Source organism: Rhodococcus sp. IEGM 1351, from assembly GCF_030056875.1.
GTDB classification, from domain to species: Bacteria; Actinomycetota; Actinomycetes; order Mycobacteriales; family Mycobacteriaceae; genus Rhodococcus_F; species Rhodococcus_F opacus.
Window position 1 is genome coordinate 1 of the sequence record NZ_JASHKU010000046.1, and the last position, 24,519, is coordinate 24,519.

A 24,519-nucleotide genomic window follows, 5' to 3' on the forward strand; every position below is an offset into this window, starting at 1 on the left:
TACCCGACGAGGAGTCACGCGACGACGTCGTACACCACCTCCCTGGACTTGACCGAATACCGCCTCCGTAGGGACGAATTGCGCGCCCGGCAGTGACACGTGAGCGATCTGCTCAGGGCCTGGAAAGGATAGGGGGCGGACGTGCCTGAGTACGGTGCCGGACTGAGTCGGCGCACCTTCCTCCTCGCCGCCGCCGCAGGACTGGGCGGCCTCGCAGTGTCTGCCTGTACCCGCGGATCACCGTTTTCCGGACCTCATCCGGTCGATGCGAACGCCGTCTCGGCGGCCGAGGCGGCACGGTCGCACACCGGCCGCACCGTCGACGCCGTACTGGCCCCGCAGACCACCGACATCGACCTCGGCGGGATACAGGTGCGCACCCTCGCCTACGGCAACACCGTTCCCGGGAAGACGATTCGGGCCAACGTCGGCGACGAGGTCGCTGTCGCCCTTACCAACGGCCTCGACCACGAGACCTCGGTGCACTGGCACGGCATTGCGCTGCGAAACGACATGGACGGGGCCAGCCCCGCCAGCCCCGACATCGGACCGGGTCAACGCTTCACCTACCGTTTCTCGGTGCCGCATGCGGGCACCTACTGGGCGCACCCGCACGTCGGCCTCGACACCGACTACGGGCTATACCTGCCCGTCATCGTCGACGACCCGAACGAACCCGGAAAATACGACGCCGAATGGATCGTCGTCCTCGACGACTGGACCGACGGTATCGGCCCCGGCCCCCGGCAGATCCTCTCGAACCTGCAATCGGGTGGGATGGGATCGATGGGCGGACCAGGCGGCATGGGGAACATGCCCGGGATGGGAGGAATGGGCGGTGGCTCGGATCGATCCGGCGCCCCCACCTCGAGTGCGACGTCGAACGGGGTGGGCACCAGCAGCCTCCTGGGCGGCGACGCCGGCGACATCGTCTACCCGCACTACCTGATCAACGGGCGACTCCCGACCGCACCGACGACGTTCACAGCCACACCCGGCCAGCGCCTGCGGGTCCGCATCATCAACGCCGGCGCCGACACCGCCTTCCGCATCGCCCTGGCCGGGCACACCATGACCGTCACCCACACCGACGGCTACCCGATCACCCCGGTCGACGTCGACGCCCTCCTGCTCGGCATGGGTGAACGCTACGACGTGATCGTCACCGCCGGGGACGGGATCTTCCCCCTTGTCGCGGCGGCCGAAGGCAAGAACGCGCACGCCCTAGCCTTGCTGCGCACCGGCGCCGGCGCCGCACCCGACCCGGCATTCCAGCCCCGCGAACTCGACGGCCGGGTCGGGACCGTGGACACCTTCGTCGCCGCCGACACCGTCCTGCTCCCCCCGGGGCGACCGGAGGTGAACCTCGCGGCGGATCTCGGCGGGAACATGATGGGCTACGACTGGACCATCAACGGCCGCCCCTACGACCAGACCGAGCCATTGACGATCCGGCAAGGCCAATATGCCCGCCTGACCTTCACGAACATGACGATGATGTGGCATCCGATGCACCTGCACGGGCACACCTTCCGGGTCGTCAAACCCGACGGCACCCCAGGCCCGCGCAAGGACACCGTCATCGTGCCGCCGATGCGTTCGGTCGCGGTGGACCTGGTCGCCGACAATCCCGGTGACTGGATGCTGCACTGCCACAACGCTTACCACCAGGAGTCAGGGATGATGACCCGCCTCGACTACGACAGTTGAGGCGGTGACCGGTCATCGGCCCTGCACTGATCTCTCGACGAGACCCACCGCCCGATGTAGCCACGACACCGCCACCCGATCCGAGAAGGAGGTGAGGAGAATGGGAATGACCATGATGGACATGATGATGATGTGTATGCGCATGATGGGCATAATGCCGCCGATGATGACTATGCCGCCCATGTGAGGCGATACTCGGCTAGAACTGCCACATCCGTCGCGCGCGCCGTCTCGGCCCGTGAACAACCTGTTTGAGGCGCCACGTCAGGCGCATATGTCGTTTGCTGACAACACTGACCGACATGATGTGGTGCCCGAGGCAGTAGCCGAGGGAAGTGGTCGTGCAGGAGGTCGGGAGGTCTCCGGGGCGTAAGGACCCCTGTAGGCAGCCCCGCCAAGCGGTTTCCAGCTTTGCACGCCCATGACCCACGAACGGCCCCTCCCATTTGGAGGGGCCTTCGTCGTGTCGCAGAGCTTCGCGACGGTGCTACGGTGCGCGACCTTCGCCCCACCCACCAGGCGGCCGCCACGCCCCATGGCCCAAGATCCACGCTCAGCATGCACGTCTGGGGATCCCCAGCAGAGGGTTCGTGCGTGGTCATGGGTGGTACACGAACGGGGCTTCACAGGAGGTCATCTTGGCGGCCGATCTCTGGGCAAAGGGCTACGCCTGGACCATCAACGATCGCCCCTACGATCACACCCAGCCCCATTGACGATCCGTGAAGGTCGACGGGCCCCACCTGACATTCACGAACTTGGCCACGATGGGCATTCCATGCACCGGCACGGACACATCGTTCGGCCGATACGCTCTCACACAGCTGGGGCTGGTCGCGGACACTGGATGATCTACTGCCACAACGGATCATCAGGAACCGGGCATGATGTCCCGGCTGGACTACAACGGGTGAGCTCGGCTCGTCTCAGGAGCGGACGAGCCGGGCGATCGCGTCGGTGGCCTCTTTGATCTTCGCTTCGGCTTCGGGACCGCCGGCGACGGCGGCGTCGACCACGCAGTGACTGAGGTGGTCCTCGAGCAAGCCCATGGCGACGGCCTGCAATGCCTTGGTCATCGCGGAGACCTGGGTGAGGATGTCGATGCAGTACTTGTCTTCCTCGACCATCCGCTGCAGTCCGCGGGCCTGGCCTTCGATGCGCTTGAGGCGCTTGAGGTAGGCGTCCTTTTCGGTGATGTAGCCGTGCGCGGCGTGGTCGTGTCCGTCGGTCTCGGCGGGCGCCTGGGTGGCCGCGGGGGTGGGAGTGGTGGCCATGGTGTCCTCCTGGTATCCGACGATCATGTCGAGCACCCCCGATTATGCCCGCCCGGGGTATGTGGCGGCGGGGTCGGGCCGTCGAGTCGTCGGCCGACCGCCGCCGCGGCGCACATCACCGCGCACCTGGCCACCGCCCGGGTCGCGGGATGCCAGGTGAACCGCATCAGCGTTGTTGTCACCGAGGACATGGTCCTCTCCTTTCGGGACTGCACAGGGTGAAGGGGTTTGGGGTGGGTGGGCGTCTGCACGCGCCGCCCACCCCACACCCTGGATGCTTTCCTGCCCGCGGTTATCCGGCGAGGGATTTGAACCGGCGTAGTCGCAGGCTGTTGCTGACCACGAACACCGACGAGAACGCCATCGCCGCACCGGCCAGCATCGGGTTGAGCAACCCGGCGGCGGCCAGGGGCAGGGCGGACACGTTGTAGGCGAAGGCCCAGAACAGGTTGCCCTTGATCGTGCCCAGCGTCTTGCGGGCCAACCGAATCGCGTCCGCCGCCGCACGGAGGTCACCGCGGACCAGGGTCAGATCACTCGCTTCGATCGCCACGTCGGTGCCGGTGCCCATAGCCAGACCGAGGTCGGCCTGCGCCAAGGCGGCGGCGTCGTTGACACCATCGCCGACCATCGCGACGACCTTGCCCTGATCCTGGAGCCGCTTGACCACGTCCACCTTGTCCGCGGGCAGCACCTCGGCGATCACCTCGTCGATGCCGACCTGATCGGCGATCGCCCGGGCAGCGGCCGCATTGTCGCCGGTGAGCATGATCGGCGTCAGACCCAGATTCCGCAGCTGTGTGATCGCCTCGGCCGAGGTGGCCTTCACCGCGTCGGCGACGACGAGCACCGCGCGGGCCCGCCCGTCCCAGCCGACCGCGACGGCGGTCTTGCCCTCCGATTCGGCCGCCGCCATGGCGGCGTCGAGACCGGCGGGCAGATGCTGCGCCCAGTCGGCGAGCAACCGGGCCCGTCCGACGACCACCGCGTGCTCGTCGACCATGCCCTGCACGCCGAGGCCCTCGATGTTGGCGAACTGCTCCACCGGGGGCAGGGTGCCGACCCTGTCGCGTGCGCCCTTGGCGATGGCCTGGGCGATGGGGTGCTCGGAGGAGTCCTCGAGGGCCCCGGCCAGGCGCAGCACCTGCGCGGTGTCTTCGCCGTCGGCGGTGATCACATCGAGCAGGGTCATCTTGCCGGTGGTGACGGTGCCGGTCTTGTCGAGCACCACGGTGTCGACGCGGCGGGTCGATTCGAGCACCTCGGGTCCCTTGATCAGGATGCCGAGCTGGGCGCCGCGGCCGGTGCCGACCATCAACGCGGTCGGGGTGGCCAGCCCGAGGGCGCAGGGGCAGGCGATGATCAGCACCGCGACGGCGGCGGTGAATGCGGCCGCGACTCCGCCGCCGGTGCCGATCCAGAAGCCGAGCGTCGCAACGGCCAGGGCGATGACGATCGGGACGAAGACGCCGGAGATCTTGTCGGCCAACCGTTGGGCCTGCGCCTTGCCGGTCTGGGCGTCCTCGACGAGTTTCGCCATCTGCGCAAGCTGGGTGTCCGATCCGATTCGGTTGGCGCGGACCACGATCCGGCCGCCGACGTTGACGGTGGCGCCGACGACCTGGTCGTCGGGTCCGACCTCGACGGGCACGGATTCGCCGGTCAGCATCGACGCGTCGACCGCGGAGGAGCCTTCGGTGACGACACCGTCGGTGGCGATCTTCTCCCCGGGGCGGACGACGAACTCGTCCCCGACGGCAAGCTGATCGATGCCGATGCGCTGTTCGACGCCGTTCCGCAGCACCGAGACCTCTTTGGCGCCGAGTTCGAGCAGGGCCCGCAGGGCGGCACCGGCGCGCCGCTTGGAGCGGGCCTCGAAGTAGCGGCCGGCGAGGATGAAGGTGGTGACGCCGGCGGCGGCCTCGAGGTAGATGTTGCCGGCGCCGTCGCTGCGGGAGATGGTCAGCTCGAACGGGTGGGTCATGCCGGTCATTCCGGCGGTGCCCCAGAACAGGGCGTACAGCGACCAGCCGAGGGCGGCGATGGTGCCCATGGAGATGAGGGTGTCCATGGTGGAGGTGCCGTGCCGCAGGTTGGTGAAGGCGGCCTTGTGGAACGGCCACGCACCCCACACCACCACGGGGGCGGCGAGGGTCAGTGAGAGCCACTGCCAGTTCGGGAACTGCAGGGCCGGAACCATGGCCATGGCGATCACCGGCACGGACAGCACCAGCGATATCAGCAGCCGCTGGCGCCACGATGCGGTCGGGTCCTGCTCTGCGGCGGGGGCGTCGGTGCCGGTGGAGGCGGAGGGTGGCGTGGGGACCTTGGCGGTGTAGCCGGCCTGCTCGACGGTGGCCACGAGATCCTCGGTCGACACATCGCCGACGTAGTTGACGCGTGCCTTTTCGGTGGCGTAGTTCACCGTGGCGGTGACGCCGTCGAGCTTGTTGAGCTTCTTCTCGATCCGGTTCGCGCACGAGGCGCAGGTCATGCCACCAATTTCGAGCTCGACCTGGCCGTCGGCGGTCGGGTGCTGCGTGACGGGATTCATCGTTCCTCCTCTCGGGGCGTGGTGGTAGGTCAGTGTCCGTGCCCGGCGGGCATCGGCTCCGGGGCGGCGGGAACCGCGGCGGGGGTCTGCCCGCCGGTCAGCGTGAACTCGGCGGTCCGCACCACTCCATCGTGCTGGAAGTCCAGGAACAGGCGGTAGTCGCCCGCGCTCGGGGTGGTGACAAAGAAGTCGATACCCGGACCGGGCGTGGTGACCCCGTCGCCGGGGTGGCCGTCCGGGTGCACGTGCAGGTAGCCGAGGTCGGCGGCCCGCAGGGCAACGAGGTGCCCGTACGCCCCGAGGTAGGGCTGCAGATCCGTGACGGGCTGCCCGTCCCGGCTCACCGACAGCGTGACCTTCGACGCCTGACCTGGGGTGAGGGTGCCGCCCAAGGTGACGGTGTAACCGTCGACCACGGCCGAAGCCGCCGCCGGGGGCAGGGGCTGCGGATCGTAGGCGCCGGCGACCTGCAGATCGGCGCCCAGGGTCAGGCCGTCACCGCCGGCGGGGGTGAAGTCGGCGAACACCCGGTACGCCCCGGCGCGGGTCAGATCGAGCGGCACGCTCCAGGTTCCGGCGGCGTCGAGTGCCGGGTGCACGTGCTGGAAGCCGGCCATGTCGCGGCGCACCGCGATCAGGTGCAGTTGCTTGTCGTGGCTGTCGACGTAGCGGGTGACCGGCTGCCCGTCGGCACCGAGGATGCGGAACCGCAGCGGCACGTCGGCGCCGGCGGGAACCTGCGCGGTGTCCAGTGCCAGGGTGTAACCGCTGTCGGTGACCATCAGTCCTCCAGGTGTCTGATCGGCGGCCGGTGCGTCCGAGGTGGACACGGATCCGGCGTCGTGAGTTGAGGTGTCGTGCGTGTCTGCCGGTGCGGCGTCCTCGGGACCGAAGGCGGCCCCGGCCCCGAGGGCGAGGGCGAAGACCGCGGCCAGGCCGACGGTGAATCCGGCGAACTTCGACGATGCGTTCATCGTGGGGAATCTCCTGTCCGGGTCTCGAGTTTCGGCAGGTCAGCCGGCGAGCTGGTAGCCGGCCTCGTCGACGGCCTGGGCGAGCGCTGCCTGCTCGATCGGGGTGTCGGAGTCGATATCGACCCGGCCGCTGGCGAGGTCGACATCCACGGCGGTGACGCCGGGGATGTTGCCGATCTCCTCGCGGACCGAGGAGACGCAGTGGCCGCAGGTCATTCCGGTGACGGTGACGGTGGTGGTGCTCATCGATGTCCTTCTTTCTTCGGTTCGTTCGGAGTTCGATCGAGGTCGTCGCGACCCATCTACAGATTTACCATACCCCCCTACCGTATGCAATGCCAGGGGTTGCCGTACCCGCCCCCTTGCTGCATACCCCCCGATGGTGCGCCTTGGACCCCTGATGAAAATCAGAAGGGGCTCGAACGGCCATCCACCGGACGTCTTGCCGCGGCACGGCCGGGCTTGCGGCCGAAACGGTTTCGGCGACATCAGGGTGCCTCTTGCGCCCTCTACTATACCCCCCTATGGTATCGAATTATCCGCAGAGAGTTCGAGCAGCCTCCAGGAGGGCAACGATGTGCACAGAGGGCGGGTATCGACCCGAAAGATCCAGCGGCGCCATGATGCCTGCAGTGCCCCAAGGGATGAGGCCTCGATGTTGGGGGTAGGCAGCGCCACTGCACTTCGTTTGGCCCACATCCCGATAGATACCCCTTACCCGTAAGGACGGATCGTCATGTCCACTCAGGCTTCATCCACACGCAAGTGGTGGGCGCTGGCGCTGATCGCCGCAGCCCAGTTCATGGTCATCATGGACACCTCCATCATTGGCATTGCGCTACCGAAAATGCAGACCGACCTCGGCTTCTCCCAGGAGAACCTGACCTGGGTGTTCAACGCCTACGTCATCGCCTTCGGTGGACTACTCCTGCTCGGCGGTCGCCTGTCCGACCTGTGGGGCGCCAGACGCATCTTCGCCACCGGCTGGTTGGTTCTGCTCGTCGGATCGATCACCGCCGGCGCCGCCGGCAACGTCGGCACCGAACTGGCCGGACGCGCCGTTCAAGGCGCCGGCGCCGCTCTGATCGCGCCCTCCGCGCTAACTCTGCTGATGATGCTGTTCGGTTCCACCCAGCAGGAATTGACCAAAGCCCTCGCCGTCTACGGCGCCGCCGCGCCCGCGGGCGGCACCGCCGGTGTGTTCCTCGGCGGGGTGATCACCGAATACCTCAGCTGGCCGTGGGTGTTCTACATCAACATCCCCATCGCGATCATCGCCCTCGCCGCGACACCGCTGCTGATGCCCAACGCCCCCGCCCGATCCGGTTCGATCGACATCCTCGGCGCACTGACCGTCACCGCCGGCCTGGCGCTTGCCGTCTACTCCATCGTCCGCGCCCCCGAGGTCGGCTGGGATTCCGGTCAAACCTGGGGATACCTCGCCGTTTCCGCGGTGCTGCTGGGTGCGTTCGTGCTGATCCAGTCCCGGCGCCGCGAACCCCTGATGCGGTTGGGGATCTTCACCGCCCCCAACCTTGCCGCAGCGAACGTCGCCCAGTTGCTGCTCGGGGCGGCGTGGATCCCGATGTGGTTCTTCCTGAACCTGTACCTGCAGCAGGTCCTGGGGTACAGCGCATTCCCCGCCGGCGCAGCACTACTGCCGATGACCACACTGATCATGCTCGGCATGATCGTCATCGCGCCGCGGGCGATGCAGAGGTTCGGCGCGAAACCGATGATCGTGACCGGTCTGATCGTGCTCGCGCTCGGGCTCGGATGGATGGCCTTGGTTCGGCCCACCGGCAATTTCTGGGTCGACGTGCTGCCGGCGTCCCTGGTCGCCGCAGCAGGTATGTCGCTCGCCTTCATTCCCTCCTTGGGCACGGCGATCTCCGCCGCCCGACCCGAAGAGGGCGGATTGGCGTCGGGCATCGTCAACGTCAGCTACCAGGTCGGCTCCGCCCTCGGTCTGGCAGCCATGACCGCAGTCGCCGCCTCGTTCGGGGCCAACCAGATCGGCGACCTCCCCGAGCTGACGAACGGATTCTCCGCCGCCTTCATCGGCGCCGCCGTCATCGCCCTGGCCGGTGCCGGGGTCACCGCCGTGTCGATGCGCACGGCCCAGCCGGACACGGCGGTGGAACCAGTCCTCGAGCAGCACTGACACAACACCGTGGGTGGGAGTCGGCAGGCCCGGCTCCCACCCCACGCCGGTTCCAGCCCTCGTGCACTCGTCGATGACGAGGGCGATGTGACGTGGTGACCGGATCACCGCGCTGGGCCTTCGCCCGTCCGAGTGCCCCTCTGGACACGACCGGCTGTGTGGCGTCCGTCACATCTGCCGTGGTCGGCGGCGTGTCGGCTGGCGGCGGGCCGTGAAGCGGCCCGCGTCGCGGCGCGGGATGTCGTCGCGCCGGCCTTGCGCGCCGTCGCCGACCCCTCGAATGTCGAGGTCAGCGCCGGTTTTCTCGGCCCTGCGCGGTGCCGCTCGACGGGGTGTCCGAGACGCGGTCCCAGTGTCGTTATCTGCCCGTGATGGCGGGACTGGCCGGGTTTGGATCCCTGACGTGGGCTTATTCGAGCATTTAGATATCGATTAGGTCACGATTGTGCGGTCGATATCGTTTTGTTACTTTCCTTTTCGACGGGGGTCCGAGGCCGCGAATCTCAAGAGCGCGGGCCAGCCAACGAAGACGAGGTAAGACACTGTGGCGAAACACCGCAGGACGGCAGATCGTTCAAATTCCATCACCAGCCGCGTGAAGATCGCGACCGTCGCCGCGGCGACCGGTGCCATCCTGATCGGCGGTGCGCAGTTCGGCGCCGGGTCCGCGGCCGCCCGCCCGCTCGAGATCCCACCGGGCCTGCTGCCCGCCGGTGTTCAGCTGCCCGCGATCGAGTTGCCCGACCTCCCGGCCGCCCCGCCCGCACCCGGCACGCCCGGACCGGTCAATCCGGGCAGCCCCGCTCCGCTCAAGGTCCGCGCCGTGCAGCCGGTGTCCGGCACGCTGTCCTCCGGCTACGGCCCCCGATGGGGCGCACACCACGGCGGCATCGACATCGCGGCCCCGATCGGCACCCCGATCCAGTCCGCGGCCGACGGTGAGGTCATCTCCGCGGGCCCGGCCTCCGGGTTCGGGTTGTGGGTGCGGGTGCGCCACGACGACGGCGCCGTCACCGTGTACGGCCACATCAACGAGTTCATCGTCAACGTCGGCCAGCGGGTCGCGGCGGGTCAGCAGATCGCCACCGTCGGCAACCGTGGTCAGTCGACCGGTCCGCACCTGCACTTCGAGGTCTCGGACGCAGGCGGCAACCGGCTCAACCCGAGCCAGTGGCTGCGCGACCGCGGCGTCTCGGCGACCTGGGGAGTCGACTAGGACTCGCCCCGGCGGTAGTCAGGTCCACACGATGCGGCTCGGCAGGCCGGGACGGCAGGCCGCGTCCCGCATGCGGTTCGGGCATGTCGAGCATCCTTTCACCGTGAGGGCGGATCCCTCACGGGTCAGGTCGACCAGATCCGGGGCAGTGGCTTCCGCAGCCGGCGAGCACAGCGCCTTCAGAACACTCGGCAAGTGCGCGACGTGCGCTTTCCGGCGGCCCGTACCGGCGCAGTCTCGATGCTCTCGGACTCAGGGTGGAGAGGGTGGCCACACCCCGTCCGGGTCTCGTCCCATCGGCCGGGCCCGGCTCGCCGATCGGAGCCTGGATATACCGTGGTGTATGGCCCTCTCCCGTCGGCAGTTGTTGCGAGTAGGTGTGGCCGGATCGGCTGCGCTGCTGGTGGGTACGTCCGCGGTGAGCAGCGCCCGGTTGCCCGCGCCGCGGTGGCGAGGCGACCCGTTCGGGCTCGGTGTGGCATCGGGTGATCCGACACCCGATGGTGTCGTCCTGTGGACCCGCCTGGCACCGGATCCCCTTGCCCCCGGCGGGCGCGGCGGCATGGGGTGGGATCCGGTGACCGTCGAATACGAAGTCGCGCACGACGAGAGCTTCCGGCAGGTGGTGACGCGCGGTACGGCGGTCGCGACCCGCGAACTCGCCCACAGCGTGCACCCGGAGATCCACGGCTTGGAGCCCGCTCGCTGGTACTTCTACCGGTTCCGTGCCGGCTCGGCGATCTCCCCGGTGGGCCGGACCCGCACGGCCCCGGCTCCGGGGCAGCCCACCGCGCGGATGCGGTTCGCGTTCGCCTCCTGCCAGTCGTGGAGTTCGGGCTTCTACACCGCCTACGAGCACATGAGCGCCGAAGACCTCGATCTGGTCGTCCATCTGGGCGACTACATCTACGAGCGCGGGTGGAGGCGCGGCCGCGAGGGAATGTCGATGGGAGTCGACCGCGGCGAAGCCGTCGATCTGCCCAGCTACCGGCTGCGCTACGCACAGTACAAAGCAGAGCAGCCGCTGCGCGACGCACATGCAGCGTTTCCCTGGATCGTGACCATGGACGATCACGAGGTCGACAACAACTGGGCCGCCGATTCGCCGGGACTGGGCTTCGATATCTACCGAATACCCGCACTGTTCCGCCGGCGCCGAGCCGCCGCCTTCCAGGCGCTGTACGAGCACCAGCCGCTACGGATTGCGCAACTGCCCTCCGGGGAAGGGATGCGCCTACACCGCCGCTACCGGTTCGGTGATCTCGCGGAGCTCACCATGCTCGATACCCGGCAATACCGGGACCGGCAGGCCTGCGGGGGAAACGTCACCGCGGACTGCGCCGACCGGCTCGACACCGACCGCACGATACTGGGTGCACAGCAACGTAACTGGCTGCTCGACGGCTTCACCGGCTCGCCCGCCCGATGGCAGATCATCGGCAATCAGGTGGCGATGGGCCAGACCGACAACGACCCAGGCCCGGACACCGTCGTGTCCTCCGACTCGTGGGACGGATACGTCGCCGATCGCAACACCGTCCTCGGCGGCGCAGCCGATCGCGGCGTCCGCAATCTGGTGGTGATCACCGGCGACCGTCACCAGAACATCGTCGCCGACCTGCGCCGGGACTACGCCGACCCGCAATCACCGGTCGTCGCATCGGAATTCTCGGGAACCTCGATCACCTCCGCCGGCGACGGCGCCGACATGAACGACACCGGACGCCGTCTGCTGGCCGCCAATCCCGACATGAAGTTCTTCAACGCGCAGCGAGGATACGTGCGGGTCGACCTGGACCACCGGTTGTGGCGCAACGACTTCCGCATCGTGCCGTATATCCGGCGCCCGGGCGCGCCCATCCACACCCGCGCCAGCTTCGTGGTCCAAGATCAGATACCCGATGTCATCGAGGCGTGACGGCCGGATACTGCCACCCACGACACGGCAAGCCCGATCCACCCCGGGCCCGCAGACCGGGCACCGCTGAGCAGCGGTGCCGTGCCGAGCCACGACGCCCCAGGGTGCGCCTGTCGGACGAACGTGGCTCGGGCACGCACGGGGACGGGTAATGGCCTCAGTTGCCGAGGAATCGGCGGATCTGCGGGAGGACGGCGTCGGCGAGGTCATCCGCCGTCTCGAGCGCGTCGAACGACACGTTCCGCGCGAGTGTCGCATGCGGGATGGTCGCGCTCATGCGTTCGGCGAGCTCGGCCGGATGGCGCTCGTCGGCGCCGGGGACGATGAGCACCGGAACCTCGATCGCGCCGAGTTCGTCGAGCGTGCGAAATGAGCGGTCACGCCCAATGGCGGCCGCTGCGGCGACGCTCCCCGGGTCCGCGCGCGGTATCGCAGAGCGCACCAGGTTCCCGATCAGCGGTTGCAGGTGGGGAAGGAACAACTCCCATGCCGCTTCGATACCGTCTGCTCGCACCCGCTCGGCGAAGCGTTCCATCAACGCGGTTTCGGCCAATTTCGCCTCGTCGTCCTCGATATCTTCGGCGCTTATCACCACGACCGCCCGTACCCGTGAGGGGAAGGCCAGGGCGGCGCGTAAGGCGATGGTGCCGCCCAACCCGGTCCCGCCGACCACAGCCTCCGGCGCGCCGAGGTGGTCGAGGAGGGCGATCACGTCGTCGGCGTAGCGGCTCCACGTGTGCAGAGCCGGATCCCGGCACACCGAGCGGCCGTATCCCCGCACATCCGGAACAACAACGGTGAACCGGTCCGCGAGACGATTCGCCATCGGCAGCACGCTGTGATGATCCGGACCACCGCCGTGCAGCAGTACGACGACCGGACCCCTCCCGCATGCGGCGGCGAACAAGCGGGTCCCGTCGCCGCCACGGTAGTCGATTTCACGCATCGCCGTCCGTTTCTCATCTGGTCGCAGGAGGATACGACACGGTCGCTCTAGGCCCCAGGGTGCCGCCCGGCGAGAAAGTGCCGCGTCCCTCGTGTAGTAATTAACTCGGCATAGCGATGGCGACTACGGAGATGAAGATTGCAAGGATCGCCAAGACCATTGCGATCTGTTGCAGCCGGAAATTGGCAGCCGTCGACTCGATCGATGCTCGCAGTTCCAGCTCTGACCTGAGCAGCGGAATGGTCTCGCCAAACCATTCAGCGCGGTCTTCGAGCGACGTCCTCAGCATCTTGTCGAAGAAGAACTCGTCAACCTGACCGTCACCCCAGTCGTGAATCTGTTTGTATTCATCAAGCTCATAGGTCCAGCGGCGCTCGTTGGAGACCCACTTGCCAACCTCATTCGAGACAATCGTGGCATCAAAGATCGTGTTGCTCAAAAGTTTGCTCGCGCGCTCCAACGAGTCGATGGTCTCTGTGCGCAAGGCGTTCTGGCCGACCCGTTTGATGAAGTTCCACCTGCTTTTCTCTCTTGTTGGAGTGCGCGCCAAGTCATCGCGAAGCTGCGCTATCGTTCCTTCGTAGCATTCGATGAGGCACTTGATCGCCCATCGCACCATGAGTCCGCCGAAGCGGTTCTCGATGAAGTGGTCGTCGGTATAGGGCCCGCCAAAGGTAACGCCGTCGCGTGGGGATTCATCGACGGTGAGCTTGTGGCCGCACACTATCGTCCACGGATCGTCATCAGGTCTGAAGGAAGTAGCAATCTTCCAGTCGGGCGTAGAAGAGCCGGTATAGGCGTCTCCCTCAACATCAATGGAGAGCAAGTATCGGTAGTCCTCGAGACGACTGCTGATCTCCTCAACCGGTACGTCCGGCAACTGAGGTCGGGTGAAAGGCGCCGCAAGCTTTGTCGTGATGACTTCAATCGCAGGCAGCGATGCCTTTTTGAAGTCGGTGATCATCGTGCCAGGGAAGACGCGGGCAACCCACTGGCTTGCCGCTTCGCGAACACGCGTGCGTTCTTGCGCAATCGCTGCTTGCTTGCGATGAAACGCAGTGTGGCGACGAAGACCTCTGCCGACGGTGTCGATGCGCAAATATCTGTTCGTGTTCAGCTCATCGTTCAGGGCATTGGCCGATACGTCGGAGAGGGTAAACGTAGCTAGGAGGACTACCACGCTCGGGATCGGCGACATCGCTTTGAGCCGAACCCGATCGAAGTCCTCTGGCAGGTCGGCAGCGATGTCATCCATCCACTTTCGTTCAGTTCCCCGCCGGTAGAGTGATGCGGCAACTACCCAACCGCCTGTGCTGCTAGTGCGCCTGACCGAATCGGCCCATTCGTAAATGTCGGGTCCGCCAAACGGATTGTCAGGTTCGATGTCGAGTGCCTTGCATCCTTTGACCAGTCGATCTAGATCGCCACCGACGTAGCACTCGGAAACCTGCAGCACACGGCGCTGGACATCTTCTCCGGAAGGCAAGCGCGTTGTCTCGTTCTGCCTCTCATCCAGTTCACAATCGAAGTCCCCCTCCGGGTCTGGATATTCGGGCCGATCTTCGTGAACTACCGCCATTGTTCTTGATGTCCAATCTGTGACCGGGCGCAGCAGCCTCTCCACTGGGCGCGTTGCTCGTCACCAGCGTTCTGTGCCCAATGTGACCCGTTCGGCTGCACGCTACCTTGAGTGCATCTATGGAGGGAATGGCACATGCAATTCCGTCGCGCGTCGCGCAAACTGCCGCTGTGGCGGGAGGGACGTGTCGTCTGCCTGGTCGAAGCCATGGTCACGGCTGCCCAAGCCACTTGGCATGAAACCGCCGCAGCGGCCGCGAGTGTATAACGCCGTCACCTGAGGGATAGCTTGTCCCCGTGGGTAATTCGTGTCCGTGGCGACGCGCGATGTGCTGCGCGGTGCCACCCCGGAGCGAGGGACGAGGGCAGAGCGAATCGAAATTTCACGCCCCCACAAGTCCGCCTCCGCTGTTACGGGCCGTCGGGCCTGGTTGTGGTCAGGCGGAGTGCCTCTGGATGTACTCTTCGACGGCCTCACGCATCAGTTCGCTGGGCTTGCGGTGCTGGCGTTCGGCGAGTTCGTCGAGCTTGTTGCTCAGCGGCGCCGGCAGTCGGACCTGCCGCTTGGGTGATTCGCCGCTGGCGCCGGCCAAGGACGGCCGGCCGGCGCCCACCCTGTCGAGCAGTTCGCGCCCTGCTGCGGCGGCCTCGGCGCCCCGCTTGGCGGTTGCCGAGTTCTTCGGCAGCGTCATCTCGTGCTCGGCCCACTCGGCGAGCTCGTCGTAATCGGAGTTCTTATCGTTGCTGTTCATCGGTATGTCACCCCTTCGAGTGTGGGTAGGGTCCCCGGATGCATGCGCAACCGGGGGAATCGGGCAGTCACTGCTGGTCCTTCATGCGGTGGAGATGCTTCTGCCGCGCCTGCATCACATGGAAAACCACCATGCCCCGCGGCGGAACGATCTCCACCATGACTTCGAGCAACGGACCCCCAGGTGTGCGCGGAGGACCGATGAAGAGCCAAGGCTTCGAGTGGCCGGGAACGCGTGGTTCGTCGAACTCTTGCTCGACGTAGACGGCGTTCTCGATCGCGTGCAACGCGTCGTCGCGGTCGATGTCGTGCTTGTCTGCGCTGGTCGCCCATTCGATCGCCACACCAATACTGTACTACAGAAATAGGGATTCTGTACTACGAAATTAAGGAATCGACACTGGATCGAGTGAGGACCGCCTCTTGGAACGCCATTTGGTCCGCGGGCGAGGTCTTGTTGCGGTAGGTCTCGCACCGTCTGTCGCCTTGGAAGTTGGCCGAGGGGCTTGGTCTTCGCGAAAGTCGGGCTGCTGGTTGCTAATGGCGACCGAGCTCTTCTCGTCTGCTCGTGGCGACGATCGGGGGCTGTGACCTGCTGTGACGACATGTCCTGGTTTGTGATGTGGGGGTGCCGGCGACTGTCGGAGGGTCGGCGCGCCGGGGTGTGGGGGTGTCGGCGGGCGCGGTCAGCAACTGCGCGGGATCGGGACCTACGAGTCTGACCCGTCGGAAACAGCAGGTAGTCGAACTCGTCGCCGAGGGCCTCACCAACAAGTCGATCGCCGACAGGCTCGTAATTTCGCAACACCGCCCAGGGGCATGTCGAGCACACATTCTCCAAGCTGGGATTCACCTCCCGTACTCAAATCGCGACCTGGATCATCGAGCAGAAGCAGGGCCGGCAGTCCTGATCGCACCTAGCCGAGGCCGACACGGCGGCCTTGGCTGAACCGAATGGGTCGAACATCGGCAACGAGCAGATGCGCGTGGTAGCACGCGACAGCGAACGCGAAGATTGAATCAACCTTTGTAGCAACAATATTCGGATATCCATCGGTGGATCGCGTACGCGCGGTTGTGTCGGTCCGGGCGTGGCGCCGGGGTGTCGGCCGACGCGGTGGTTAGGCTCGGGGAGGTGAGCGGTAGTGAGCGGGTGGTGATGTTCGACATCGATGGTGGGCTGGCGGATCTGTCGGAATTCGCTCACATCCTGGCCGGCGACTCGGAGGGGAGTCGCCGACGGGCATGGCAGCGGTTCTTTGAACATGTCGGGCAAGCGGCAGTGGTCGAGCCGGGACGGGACCTGGTGGAGGCGGTGGCCGGTCTGGGATTTGTTCCGGTGTACTCGACGACCCGGCCGGTCTCGTGCGCGGGGCAGACCCGGGTGTGGCTCGGCGAGCACGGATTTCCGCAAGGGCGAGCGTTGCTGTGCCGCTCTCGTGATGATGTCCGGCCGGCCGTCGAGGTCAAGGCCGGCCATTGTCGGGCGGTCGGGCGGTGGTTGTCGGCGTTCGTCGACGACGAATCGGAGATCGTGGGCGCACTACGATCCCGCGGTGTCCGTGCGCATTCGTTCGACGGTTTGTCCGAGCTCGGGGTACGGGAGCTGCGAGAGGCGGTGGCCGCGCGGATACCCGACACATTGAGCGACGTCGGGGTGCACCGGCCACGGCGTCCCCGCATTGCGCGACACCATCGACAGGGGCCGGTGGCACAGAGATCGAGCTAAGAAGGGTTTGACGACCTCCCGCCCGATGGTGCGCCTTACCGCAGGGCGGGGGCATAGGCACGTTGGCAAGGCGTGCTCGCCGCGGGGTGGTTCTGGGCCGATGCGGCCTCGGGAGCGGTCTTCGAGGATTTTGATGCGACGCGCGGCCTTGGTCCAGCGTCCTGGTGGATCAGTTCGAGTGGTTGCGGATGTGCGTAGCGGCGTCCTCGATGGTCGCGAATGTCGCCATAGTCGTGCCGATGTCCGTAACTGCCCAGACATGATGCGCTGGTGTACTGGTGGCCGTTCCTGGGCTGAGGGCGTATTCGAGTCCTTTCGCTTTTGCTGCGGATCGGACGTCTTTGGCGGTGAGTTTCTTCGGACCACCCCACTTCAATCCGTCCTGCCGGGCCCTGGCCTGTGCAGTGAGTTGGTACTCGGTGGGCGCCCCGAGCTCTTGCGCGGCGGTGCGGAGCTGCGACCGGAGCGACCGTCGGTCCTTCTGGATGAAGCGAACCGCGGACAGTGCCCACAGCATCGAACAAGCGATGAAATGGATGAACGGTGCCTGGTCGGGTTCCTCAGGTTCAGGAACGAACTCGTAACCGTTCGATCCGGGCGACTCGTCGAGCGCTAGGTACTGGTCGGTCAGCATTGGTGAGGCATGGTTGAAGCCACACAGGAAACGGTAGATCACGTACAGATCGCGACCCCGTTCGAGATCGTTGGTCATCTCCGCAAAAGCGTCGGCTTGCGTGCCGGACGACGATTCGATCCCGAGGGGCTCGATACTTGCGACCTTGGCGGCCACCTCGCGGAGTTCCGGGCTGTCCGCTTTGCGCAGAGAGGCTCGAATTGCTCGTCGGGTGGCAGGTTCCTGCGCGAGCCACGCCTGGACTCCGTCCGCGGACTGGGCTATCCACATGGCGGTGATCGAGCACTCGAAGCACGCCCTGATAGTCGGTATCGAGACCAGCACGCCGTCGGAGTCAATGTCATCGAGGGCAGCAACTGCCAGTCGGCGCACGTGATGGGCGAGCGACAGCACCCGGGTAGCCTTCGCAGGATCGAACGGTCCGCCGCTGATCACCGTGAACGAGCCGTCCTCGAGGCATTCATCCCAGATACTGACGAGTTGTCGCGCGATCGCGGCGTAGTTCGAGGGCGTTTCCGTGAGACTCACGGACCGATGTTATCGGCGTGGTGGGAGCGAACCGGTGGCACGTCCAGCGGAACGCCTAATCCGATCCGCCGAAGTAGCGGCCCTCAATGCACCGTCGACCGCAGTAGCGCAGTGCGTTTCGGTATGCTGGTGTGTGTTCGGCGGAAACGTCGAAAGCACGCGTGGGAGCGAGTTGCTGGTTTGGTCACCGGTTTGCTTCTTCCGCGGTAGACCCGCCTTGTGGTCGGGTCCGAGCGTGGCAGGCCGTCAATTGGGACACTAATGCCTGCCACGCTTCGTCATATCTGGGGCGTGTTCGACGCAGCGGGAGGGGATCTGGTGGCGTACAACGTGAGCCCGGATGCGCCGCCGACCCGTCTGGATCCGGAGGCCGGCACCAGCACCACGCCGGCGGCCAAGCCCGCCGGCTATCGGTCGGCCACCACCTACGACGACCGCGCCCAGGAGCGCGACGGTGCACGCCAGCTGGACCGGATGGTCGAGGACGCGGAGTTCACCCGGGCCCGCAAGGACCTCGAGCGCGCCTTCCCCCGCGCGACCGTCCCCGAGGTGTCCGAGCGTAAACGCCGGGAGCTGCCGATCCCGGATTCGATTCGCCAGCCGCCGAGTTCGCGCCAGCGCAAGGTGCGGTCGGTGAACAAGCACAAGGCGCAGTCGCAGTTGCCGAAGGTCGGCTACACCGGCGTGCAGGACCTGGTCAGCGACCCGGACCGGTGGAAGACCGTCGGCGAGGCGCTGTCCGCGGCTCGCGGTGACGCGCAGCAACTCGACGAGAAGATGCGCTCCCAGGTCCAGCGGGTGGACCGGGCGATTCAGACCGCCGAACGGTTCAACGATCGCGGCCACATCCTGTACTGCGCGGTGACCCTCCCGCACGCGGTGCCGCAGGAGGCGGTCAACCTACCCGCGACCCTGCATCCGGGATCCCGCTTGGATTTCGACCGGCACACGATGGCCACCCACGCCGCTCACGAACTCGATGGAACGCTGGGCGATCGGGATGTGGTGTTCGAGATCGAAACCGGCCGGGGCATGTATCTGGGCCGCTCGGACACAGTCGACGACACCGCGCACCTGCTGCCGCGAGGGATGCGGTTCGAGGTGGTCTCGGCGGGGGAGGGGCGATACCGTCGCCCTGACGGCAGTATCGGCCGGCGGATGATCGTGCAGCTGCGGGACATCACCGAGGAATGAGGGGAATGAGGATGGGACTGTTCACCGACGACAAGGGCCGCCCCGAGCTCGTGGTCCATCCGGACATCAAGCTGGGACGGGCGACGTTCCGGCCGGTCGACGATGAACCCGAGCCGGAGGAGACACCGAAGCAGCGTGCTCGCCGCGAGCTGAAACTACGACTGGGCGCCGAGCTCCGCGCGAAAGAGGAAACCGGAGACACCAACCCCGAGAAGGGGTGACGCCTCCGGCTCATCCTGTGCATTTTCAGTGATCCGACTATAGCCACAAATTGCGATAACGCTAGAAAGGCGAGTGGTACGTGTATCAACGGCCGGCGACCGAGGACGAAATCCGCGACAAGGCCCCTGGACTCACCGCCAGCAACAGCGGCGGCGCGTTCGACGAGAACGGGAACGTGGTCGGCGGTACCACCACCTATCTGATCACTGTCACCGAGCCGCGCGACAGATGGTGCACGCGGAACGATCTCATCGACTGGGGCTACAGCGATGCAGGGATCGACCGCTTCTTCGAACCGGAATCCGAGGGTCCGGAGGGAATTACCGGGTGGACGTGCGAACACATCGACCACATCGAGGCCACGGTCGTTGTCCCCGCCCTGCGCATGGTGGACGAGGCATTCTCCGACCCCGAGACGCCTGCTTCCATTCTCCGCGCGGCATCGACCTGATTCCGCCCCTGAGCGGTCGCCCAGACCGCTTCGAGTAGCTCCCGTCACTGGCCCTGGGGGACATGCCATGTCCGCAGGTCAGTCCCGCTAATATTCCGGTGACGCCGACTACTTCGAGCGCGGCAGGACGGTGCGGGCGGGGTCGGGGCCGTGCGCGGACAGGGTGGCAGCGACGATGAAGACCCAGGACTGTGCAACCACGGGGTGCGGTCAGCCGGCCGCCTTCGTGTCCCGAAGCAAACCCGCGTGGTGCACCGACTGCATCGACGGAATCCTGCACACGGGTGGCCTCGAACCAGCGGAGCCGTTCACCACGCCGACCGCCTGGCGGTTGACGACGTGCCGGACCTGCGGTGTGCGCGCCCATTACCGACTCGACTACGTCGTCCGAAAGAACGCCTCGAGGACACCGACCTGCCGGGCGTGCCACTGGACGAAGCGGGCGAACAGAACCCGCTCACACCCGTGGATGGAGTTCGACCGCACAATGCTCGAACTACTGCGGCACCACTCACCGGAGCAGATCCTTCAAGCACACCCGCAGCCGGAGGTGCGCGAATTCCTCGAACAGCGATGGTGGCCGCACGAACGGATCGCCAGCCACCTCGCCGAGCACGGCTACGACCTCGTCGACCCGATCGGTGAAGTCCACGACAACAATGACCCGGTACTCGCCCGCTGCCGCAGATGCCACCGGATCACCGCTGCACAGATGGCCGACTTCAGCTCGGGCTGCACCTGTGCACGCAATACCCGATCCTCCGACCCCAGCAGCCCCCGACCCGGCCGGGCATTGCTGTCGGAATCGCAATCGCCGGCACTGGATTGGTGGGACCACGACCACAACGAGGCCACCGCCTTCGACACGGTGACGGTCCTGGCCACTCGCTCCTGCCACTGGCGATGCCCGGAGTGCGGGCTGCGGTTCGAGGAGAAGGTCAACGTCATGACCAGCCGTCCGGCATGCCGGGCCTGTTCCGCCCGCCGGAGCGAGGAGTGGGAAGTCGAGAGAACGCGGTGGAAGACCACCCCGGTGGCCGATGTTCCGGAGCTGGCAGCGGCATGGGCCGATGATGACGACCCCCGCGAGGTGATGGTCGACGAAAGTGGGAAGCTGCGTCGGTTCCGGTGCCCGAACGGTCACCACCCCCGCATCAGAACCCTGCTTTTCCTCACCTCGGGGTGTCCGCATTGTCGTGGGTCGGCGACGGCGAAGAAGTGGCTCGCTGACCTCCTGCCCGAAATCGCCGCCCAGTGGCATCCGACCCGCAACGGCAAATACACCCCACAGAACGTGGTGTGGGACTCGCAGCGCGAGATGTGGTGGCGGGCGGACTGTTGCGGACACGAGTGGCAGACGATGGTGCGGGCCCGCGACGGCGGCAGCAGGCTGCGCTGCCCGGCCTGCCGCACCATCCTCGGCTCCCTGGCCTGGCACGATCCGGGACTGGCCGCGGAATGGAGTCCCACCAACGCGGTCACCGCCTGGCACGTTCGCCCGCACGCGGCACTGGCGTTCGTTCCGGAATGGGTCTGCGCCACCGACCCCGCCCACGTGTGGCGCGCGCCGCTGACCAGGCGGTCGAATGGGGCGGAGTGCCCGGACTGCCGACAAGCCGGCAAATCGCGTGTCGAACTCGAGCACCATGCGGCCGCGGTGGGGGTCTTCGGCAATGCCCGCTCCGGCATCACCATGACCGACGACGCGTACACCACTCGCAAGTCCTGGACGACGGACATCAGCGTCGACCACGAGGGGATCACCGTCGTGATCGAGTACGACGGCGCCTACTGGCATTCCGCGGACGCGAAGGTGCTCGTCGATCAGCGAAAGAGCCGGGATCTGCTCGCGGCCGGGTGTGTGGTGGTGCGGCTACGGGAAGACGATTTGCCGTCGCTGGCGATCGACCATCCCCGCTACCGGGAAGTGCGGGTGCACTCGACCGTGCCGCGCCCCCGCAAGGTCATGGAGGACATCCACGACTGGCTGCGAGGACTACGACTTCGTCGAGCCACTATTCGTGGGTGATGAAGATCTTGCAGCCTGCTTGGTTTGCAGCGTTGGCCAGATCGGTCTGGGCCTTTAAGTCTTTTGTGCCGTTGATTTCGTCAAGCCTGATGTTGCAGTCCGCGTCCTGACCCGCGATACCGGAGTTTCCGCGACCGTACGTACGGAGAACCGCGTCGCCTTCGCCTCCGCTCGGCTGATCGGACGCGTCACCCGGAAGTATCGGCGCTGGTCGAGCGGCGGCGGTGGCGACGCTTGACCCGAGGGTGATCGCCAGAGCTGCAAAACCAACGAAGGCGAAGCGCGCCTTGCTTTTCCGGGCAGCGCTCTGGGGTGAATCTGTGTTGTAAGTCGTGACGTTATGGATCATCGGTGTATCCCCACTGGGCGTGCGAGCGCGATCTGACATCACGAGTGTGCGCCGACGGGTCAAGCTGAAGTAGTCACCCTAGGGTCTGAGTAGACCAACCCTTTTCGATAGCACGCGTGCACCCCTACCGGGGACGTGTCATCACCCCAGGTCGCCGCATACGTTCGGTCAGATATGCGCGTCGGTCGGTGGGGCGGAATCAGCGAATTCCTCACGGCGGGCCCTCGCAGACGCGCGCAGGGGCATGTTCAGGGCGTCGTACACGCGTTTTGTCCGGCCGTCGTGTCAGGTCAGCTGCCGGATGCGGGGAAGCGTGTCGGCGAGTTGCTCGAAGAGGGCCGGCCATCCACGCCGGAGCCAGGTCAGCCGGCCGCGATCGAGGTGGCTGCCGTCTATGAGGTGGGAGAGGCGGTGCTGCTGATCAGGGACACCCAGTTCACGAAGTTTGGCGTAGACGGGGTTCACGGGCAGCTGATGTCGGGCGATGTGCGCCCACACGTCCTCGGTGGTCCAGTTCCAGATCGGCCCGTACGCGGTTGTCCCGTCGGCGCGGGTGATGACGCCGTCCCGGCGGCCACCGCGGGTGTAGAGCATTCGGCGGGCGGCGGACTCGTCGGCCCGCACACCCCACAGCTCACCAGCACCGAGGAGTTCGTGGGCGCGGCGGGCAGGTTCGGTGATCAGAATCTCGTGCAGATCGACGGTCGCACCGGCGGACGCGGTGTGCTCCCACAGACCGGAGTCGGCCAGCACCTGCAGCAGTGGTGGGTCGGTCGGGATCCGGTGCAGGTCCAACCGCCAGGTGTGGGCGAGTTCGGTGAGGTAGCCGTAGGTTTCGGGGTAGTCGAGGCCGGAGTCGAAGAACACCACCGGTACATCCGGTTCGACGCGCCGGGCCAGGTCGAGGACGACGAGGGAGTCCTTGCCGCCAGAGAACGCAACATATCCGTCATGGGCGGCGAGATGAGCCTCGATCCGAGCCGCGATATCCGTAAGGGCGGCCGGGCCGGTCTTCGCCCTGGGCGACCGCAGCCCGCGCAGCAGCGAGAGGTCCAGGCCGGGCTCCGCATTCACCACACTGGGCAGGTTACGGTGCCGGCCATGACCGTTGTCTGTGCAGCCGATGTGGTGTGCGCCGCCTACACGGCCGCCGTCGGGAACCCCACCATGACTGATCCGGCCCGCGCATCGGATGACCGCGCGGCCGGCTGCGCTCGCTGCGGCCGCCACACCGTCGTGATGATTCCGGTCGGGCAGGTCGTATCACGCCGATTCACCGGGTACGAGTCGTGGACGAATCTCGCCGGACGCCGTCTGTGCGAAGTGTGCGTGTGGGTCTACCAACACCGGCCGCTGCGCACCGACGCACACATCGTCACCCGGGATCCGTCGACGCTGCGGGCGGCGAACCCCGCTCTGCTACACCAGGTACTTTCCACCACCATCGGCTCGGACACCGCCGTGATCGTGCCGCTGCGGCCGGGCCGTAAACATCTACTACCTGATGCCCGGTGGGGGCAGGTGACCGTCGACGACACGACCCTGACCTGGACCTCAGCGGATGCGGATCGGCTGCAAGTGCTGCGACGGCTGCGTGCACACGGCTTCTCCGAGACCATGCTCCGCGACGAAACCCCGGCCTACCCCGTGCTGAGCCGTGCCGCCGCCGACCAGTGGCCGCAGGTCTTCGACGACTGGAACCACCTCGCCCCGTGGCGTCAGGCCGCCCCCTGGTTCGAGGTGGGTCTGCGCGCCACCCGGTAGAGGCAGATCCGCAGCTGAGAGGACGATTCCGTGCTTCTCCCAGCAGGTGGTGGAGAAGCACTTCGAGATGCTCTCGGCGCGGTGTGAAGCGAACAGCGAAGCACCGTAGGCACAGCGAATCCCCGCGGTGCCCTCCAAGAGCAATCCTCGAGGAGTTGCAATGATCGACCCCACCTTCATCTGGACCTGCGCCGCCATCACCGCGGCGGTCGAACTGTGCCGCCGGTTCCGGTTGTACCGACGTGCACTCGCCCACCAGCGCAACGCCGCCACACGTAACTGGTACAACAGCGAGTTCGCGCTGCGGAAGGCCTACGCGGATCGGTTCCTCGCTGCGTTGACCGCGGTGGTCCTGTTCGGGATCGTCCTGACCGCCGGGACGGTCTTCCCGGGAATCTGACCGGGCCGCCGTGCGGTGGCCGGCGCGGGGTGATGCAACTCCGCGCCGGCCAGACTCGGCACCACACAGCAGGTGCTCTTTCCCGCCATCAACCGACCAGCGACCGAAGTAGGCCGCCGCTCCGATGACAGCTG

General features: G+C 66.5%; 23 protein-coding genes and 1 pseudogene. 12 read left to right on the plus strand and 12 right to left on the minus strand.

The window, feature by feature from the left end; translation table 11 throughout:
- Window positions 1–141: 141 nt before the first annotated feature.
- Entirely contained in the window at window positions 142–1,710 is a 1,569-nt protein-coding gene (locus QM806_RS39045; RefSeq protein ID WP_095866233.1) for a multicopper oxidase family protein, read from the plus strand.
- A gap of 12 nt (window positions 1,711–1,722) precedes the next feature.
- Here the strand turns inward: QM806_RS39045 and QM806_RS39050 are convergent, their stop codons facing one another.
- From QM806_RS39050 to QM806_RS39070, 5 genes are all read right to left on the minus strand, one after another.
- Window positions 1,723–1,893: a hypothetical protein gene (locus QM806_RS39050; protein WP_179377960.1), complete on the minus strand. Its 171-nt coding sequence runs from the start codon at window positions 1,891–1,893 to the stop codon at window positions 1,723–1,725.
- 743 nt (window positions 1,894–2,636) lie between these two features.
- Complete coding sequence (locus QM806_RS39055; protein ID WP_054246320.1) at window positions 2,637–2,984, minus strand: metal-sensitive transcriptional regulator; 348 nt, start codon at window positions 2,982–2,984, stop codon at window positions 2,637–2,639.
- A 292-nt stretch (window positions 2,985–3,276) separates the two neighbouring features.
- Complete coding sequence (locus QM806_RS39060; protein WP_095866232.1) at window positions 3,277–5,538, minus strand: heavy metal translocating P-type ATPase; 2,262 nt, start codon at window positions 5,536–5,538, stop codon at window positions 3,277–3,279.
- Between the two features lie 29 nt (window positions 5,539–5,567).
- Complete coding sequence (locus tag QM806_RS39065; protein ID WP_095866231.1) at window positions 5,568–6,512, minus strand: DUF8832 domain-containing protein; 945 nt, start codon at window positions 6,510–6,512, stop codon at window positions 5,568–5,570.
- Window positions 6,513–6,551: 39 nt separating this feature from the next.
- Window positions 6,552–6,758 carry a heavy-metal-associated domain-containing protein gene (locus QM806_RS39070; protein ID WP_054246308.1) on the minus strand — a complete coding sequence of 69 codons (207 nt, stop codon included), beginning with the start codon at window positions 6,756–6,758 and terminating at the stop codon, window positions 6,552–6,554.
- 490 nt (window positions 6,759–7,248) lie between these two features.
- Here QM806_RS39070 and QM806_RS39075 point away from each other — a divergent pair, with 490 nt between their 5' ends.
- The 3 genes from QM806_RS39075 (at window position 7,249) to QM806_RS39085 (ending at window position 11,810) form a co-directional block, all read left to right on the plus strand.
- Window positions 7,249–8,676, plus strand: coding sequence for an MFS transporter (locus tag QM806_RS39075; RefSeq protein ID WP_283294914.1), 1,428 nt, complete (start codon window positions 7,249–7,251; stop codon window positions 8,674–8,676).
- A 544-nt stretch (window positions 8,677–9,220) separates the two neighbouring features.
- Window positions 9,221–9,892, plus strand: a complete 672-nt coding sequence (locus QM806_RS39080; RefSeq protein ID WP_283294915.1) for a M23 family metallopeptidase — start codon at window positions 9,221–9,223, stop codon at window positions 9,890–9,892.
- A gap of 343 nt (window positions 9,893–10,235) precedes the next feature.
- Window positions 10,236–11,810, plus strand: coding sequence for an alkaline phosphatase D family protein (locus tag QM806_RS39085; RefSeq protein WP_283294916.1), 1,575 nt, complete (start codon window positions 10,236–10,238; stop codon window positions 11,808–11,810).
- Window positions 11,811–11,967: 157 nt separating this feature from the next.
- Here QM806_RS39085 and QM806_RS39090 read toward each other — a convergent pair whose 3' ends face one another.
- From QM806_RS39090 to QM806_RS39105, 4 genes are all read right to left on the minus strand, one after another.
- Window positions 11,968–12,756, minus strand: coding sequence for an alpha/beta fold hydrolase (locus tag QM806_RS39090; protein ID WP_283294917.1), 789 nt, complete (start codon window positions 12,754–12,756; stop codon window positions 11,968–11,970).
- Between the two features lie 100 nt (window positions 12,757–12,856).
- Window positions 12,857–14,380, minus strand: a complete 1,524-nt coding sequence (locus QM806_RS39095) for a hypothetical protein (protein WP_283294918.1) — start codon at window positions 14,378–14,380, stop codon at window positions 12,857–12,859.
- Between the two features lie 391 nt (window positions 14,381–14,771).
- A complete protein-coding gene (locus QM806_RS39100; protein WP_283294919.1) occupies window positions 14,772–15,086 on the minus strand; it encodes a ribbon-helix-helix domain-containing protein in 315 nt (104 codons plus the stop codon).
- A 67-nt stretch (window positions 15,087–15,153) separates the two neighbouring features.
- Entirely contained in the window at window positions 15,154–15,429 is a 276-nt protein-coding gene (locus tag QM806_RS39105; RefSeq protein WP_283294920.1) for a hypothetical protein, read from the minus strand.
- 356 nt (window positions 15,430–15,785) lie between these two features.
- Between QM806_RS39105 and QM806_RS39110 the strand changes: the two are divergent.
- Window positions 15,786–15,996: pseudogene (locus tag QM806_RS39110) on the plus strand (response regulator transcription factor); the annotation flags it as partial.
- 224 nt (window positions 15,997–16,220) lie between these two features.
- On the plus strand, window positions 16,221–16,814 hold the full coding sequence (locus tag QM806_RS39115) for an HAD family hydrolase (RefSeq protein WP_283294921.1): 594 nt from the start codon (window positions 16,221–16,223) through the stop codon (window positions 16,812–16,814).
- A 169-nt stretch (window positions 16,815–16,983) separates the two neighbouring features.
- On the opposite strand, the gene QM806_RS39120 is transcribed toward QM806_RS39115, so the two are convergent.
- Window positions 16,984–17,976 (minus strand): hypothetical protein, encoded by a 993-nt coding sequence (locus QM806_RS39120; protein ID WP_095866224.1) that lies wholly within the window; start codon window positions 17,974–17,976, stop codon window positions 16,984–16,986.
- A gap of 261 nt (window positions 17,977–18,237) precedes the next feature.
- Here QM806_RS39120 and QM806_RS39125 point away from each other — a divergent pair, with 261 nt between their 5' ends.
- The 4 genes from QM806_RS39125 (at window position 18,238) to QM806_RS39140 (ending at window position 21,872) form a co-directional block, all read left to right on the plus strand.
- Entirely contained in the window at window positions 18,238–19,170 is a 933-nt protein-coding gene (locus QM806_RS39125) for a hypothetical protein (protein ID WP_283294922.1), read from the plus strand.
- Window positions 19,171–19,181: 11 nt separating this feature from the next.
- Complete coding sequence (locus QM806_RS39130) at window positions 19,182–19,391, plus strand: hypothetical protein (RefSeq protein ID WP_041813653.1); 210 nt, start codon at window positions 19,182–19,184, stop codon at window positions 19,389–19,391.
- An 80-nt stretch (window positions 19,392–19,471) separates the two neighbouring features.
- The gene (locus QM806_RS39135; protein WP_283294923.1) at window positions 19,472–19,843 is read left to right on the plus strand and encodes a hypothetical protein; all 372 of its coding nucleotides are present in this window, start codon (window positions 19,472–19,474) and stop codon (window positions 19,841–19,843) included.
- A gap of 175 nt (window positions 19,844–20,018) precedes the next feature.
- Complete coding sequence (locus tag QM806_RS39140) at window positions 20,019–21,872, plus strand: zinc-ribbon domain-containing protein (protein ID WP_283294924.1); 1,854 nt, start codon at window positions 20,019–20,021, stop codon at window positions 21,870–21,872.
- Here the strand turns inward: QM806_RS39140 and QM806_RS39145 are convergent.
- Window positions 21,859–22,221 (minus strand): hypothetical protein, encoded by a 363-nt coding sequence (locus tag QM806_RS39145; RefSeq protein WP_283294925.1) that lies wholly within the window; start codon window positions 22,219–22,221, stop codon window positions 21,859–21,861. The two genes, QM806_RS39140 and QM806_RS39145, sit on opposite strands and share 14 nt — an antisense overlap.
- 285 nt (window positions 22,222–22,506) lie before the next feature.
- On the minus strand, window positions 22,507–23,298 hold the full coding sequence (locus QM806_RS39150) for a phosphoadenosine phosphosulfate reductase domain-containing protein (RefSeq protein ID WP_283294926.1): 792 nt from the start codon (window positions 23,296–23,298) through the stop codon (window positions 22,507–22,509).
- A gap of 24 nt (window positions 23,299–23,322) precedes the next feature.
- Here QM806_RS39150 and QM806_RS39155 point away from each other — a divergent pair, with 24 nt between their 5' ends.
- Together QM806_RS39155 and QM806_RS39160 are read left to right on the plus strand one after the other, a co-directional pair.
- Complete coding sequence (locus QM806_RS39155; protein ID WP_283294927.1) at window positions 23,323–23,985, plus strand: hypothetical protein; 663 nt, start codon at window positions 23,323–23,325, stop codon at window positions 23,983–23,985.
- 160 nt (window positions 23,986–24,145) lie between these two features.
- The gene (locus QM806_RS39160) at window positions 24,146–24,385 is read left to right on the plus strand and encodes a hypothetical protein (RefSeq protein WP_283294928.1); all 240 of its coding nucleotides are present in this window, start codon (window positions 24,146–24,148) and stop codon (window positions 24,383–24,385) included.
- Window positions 24,386–24,519: the final 134 nt, after the last annotated feature.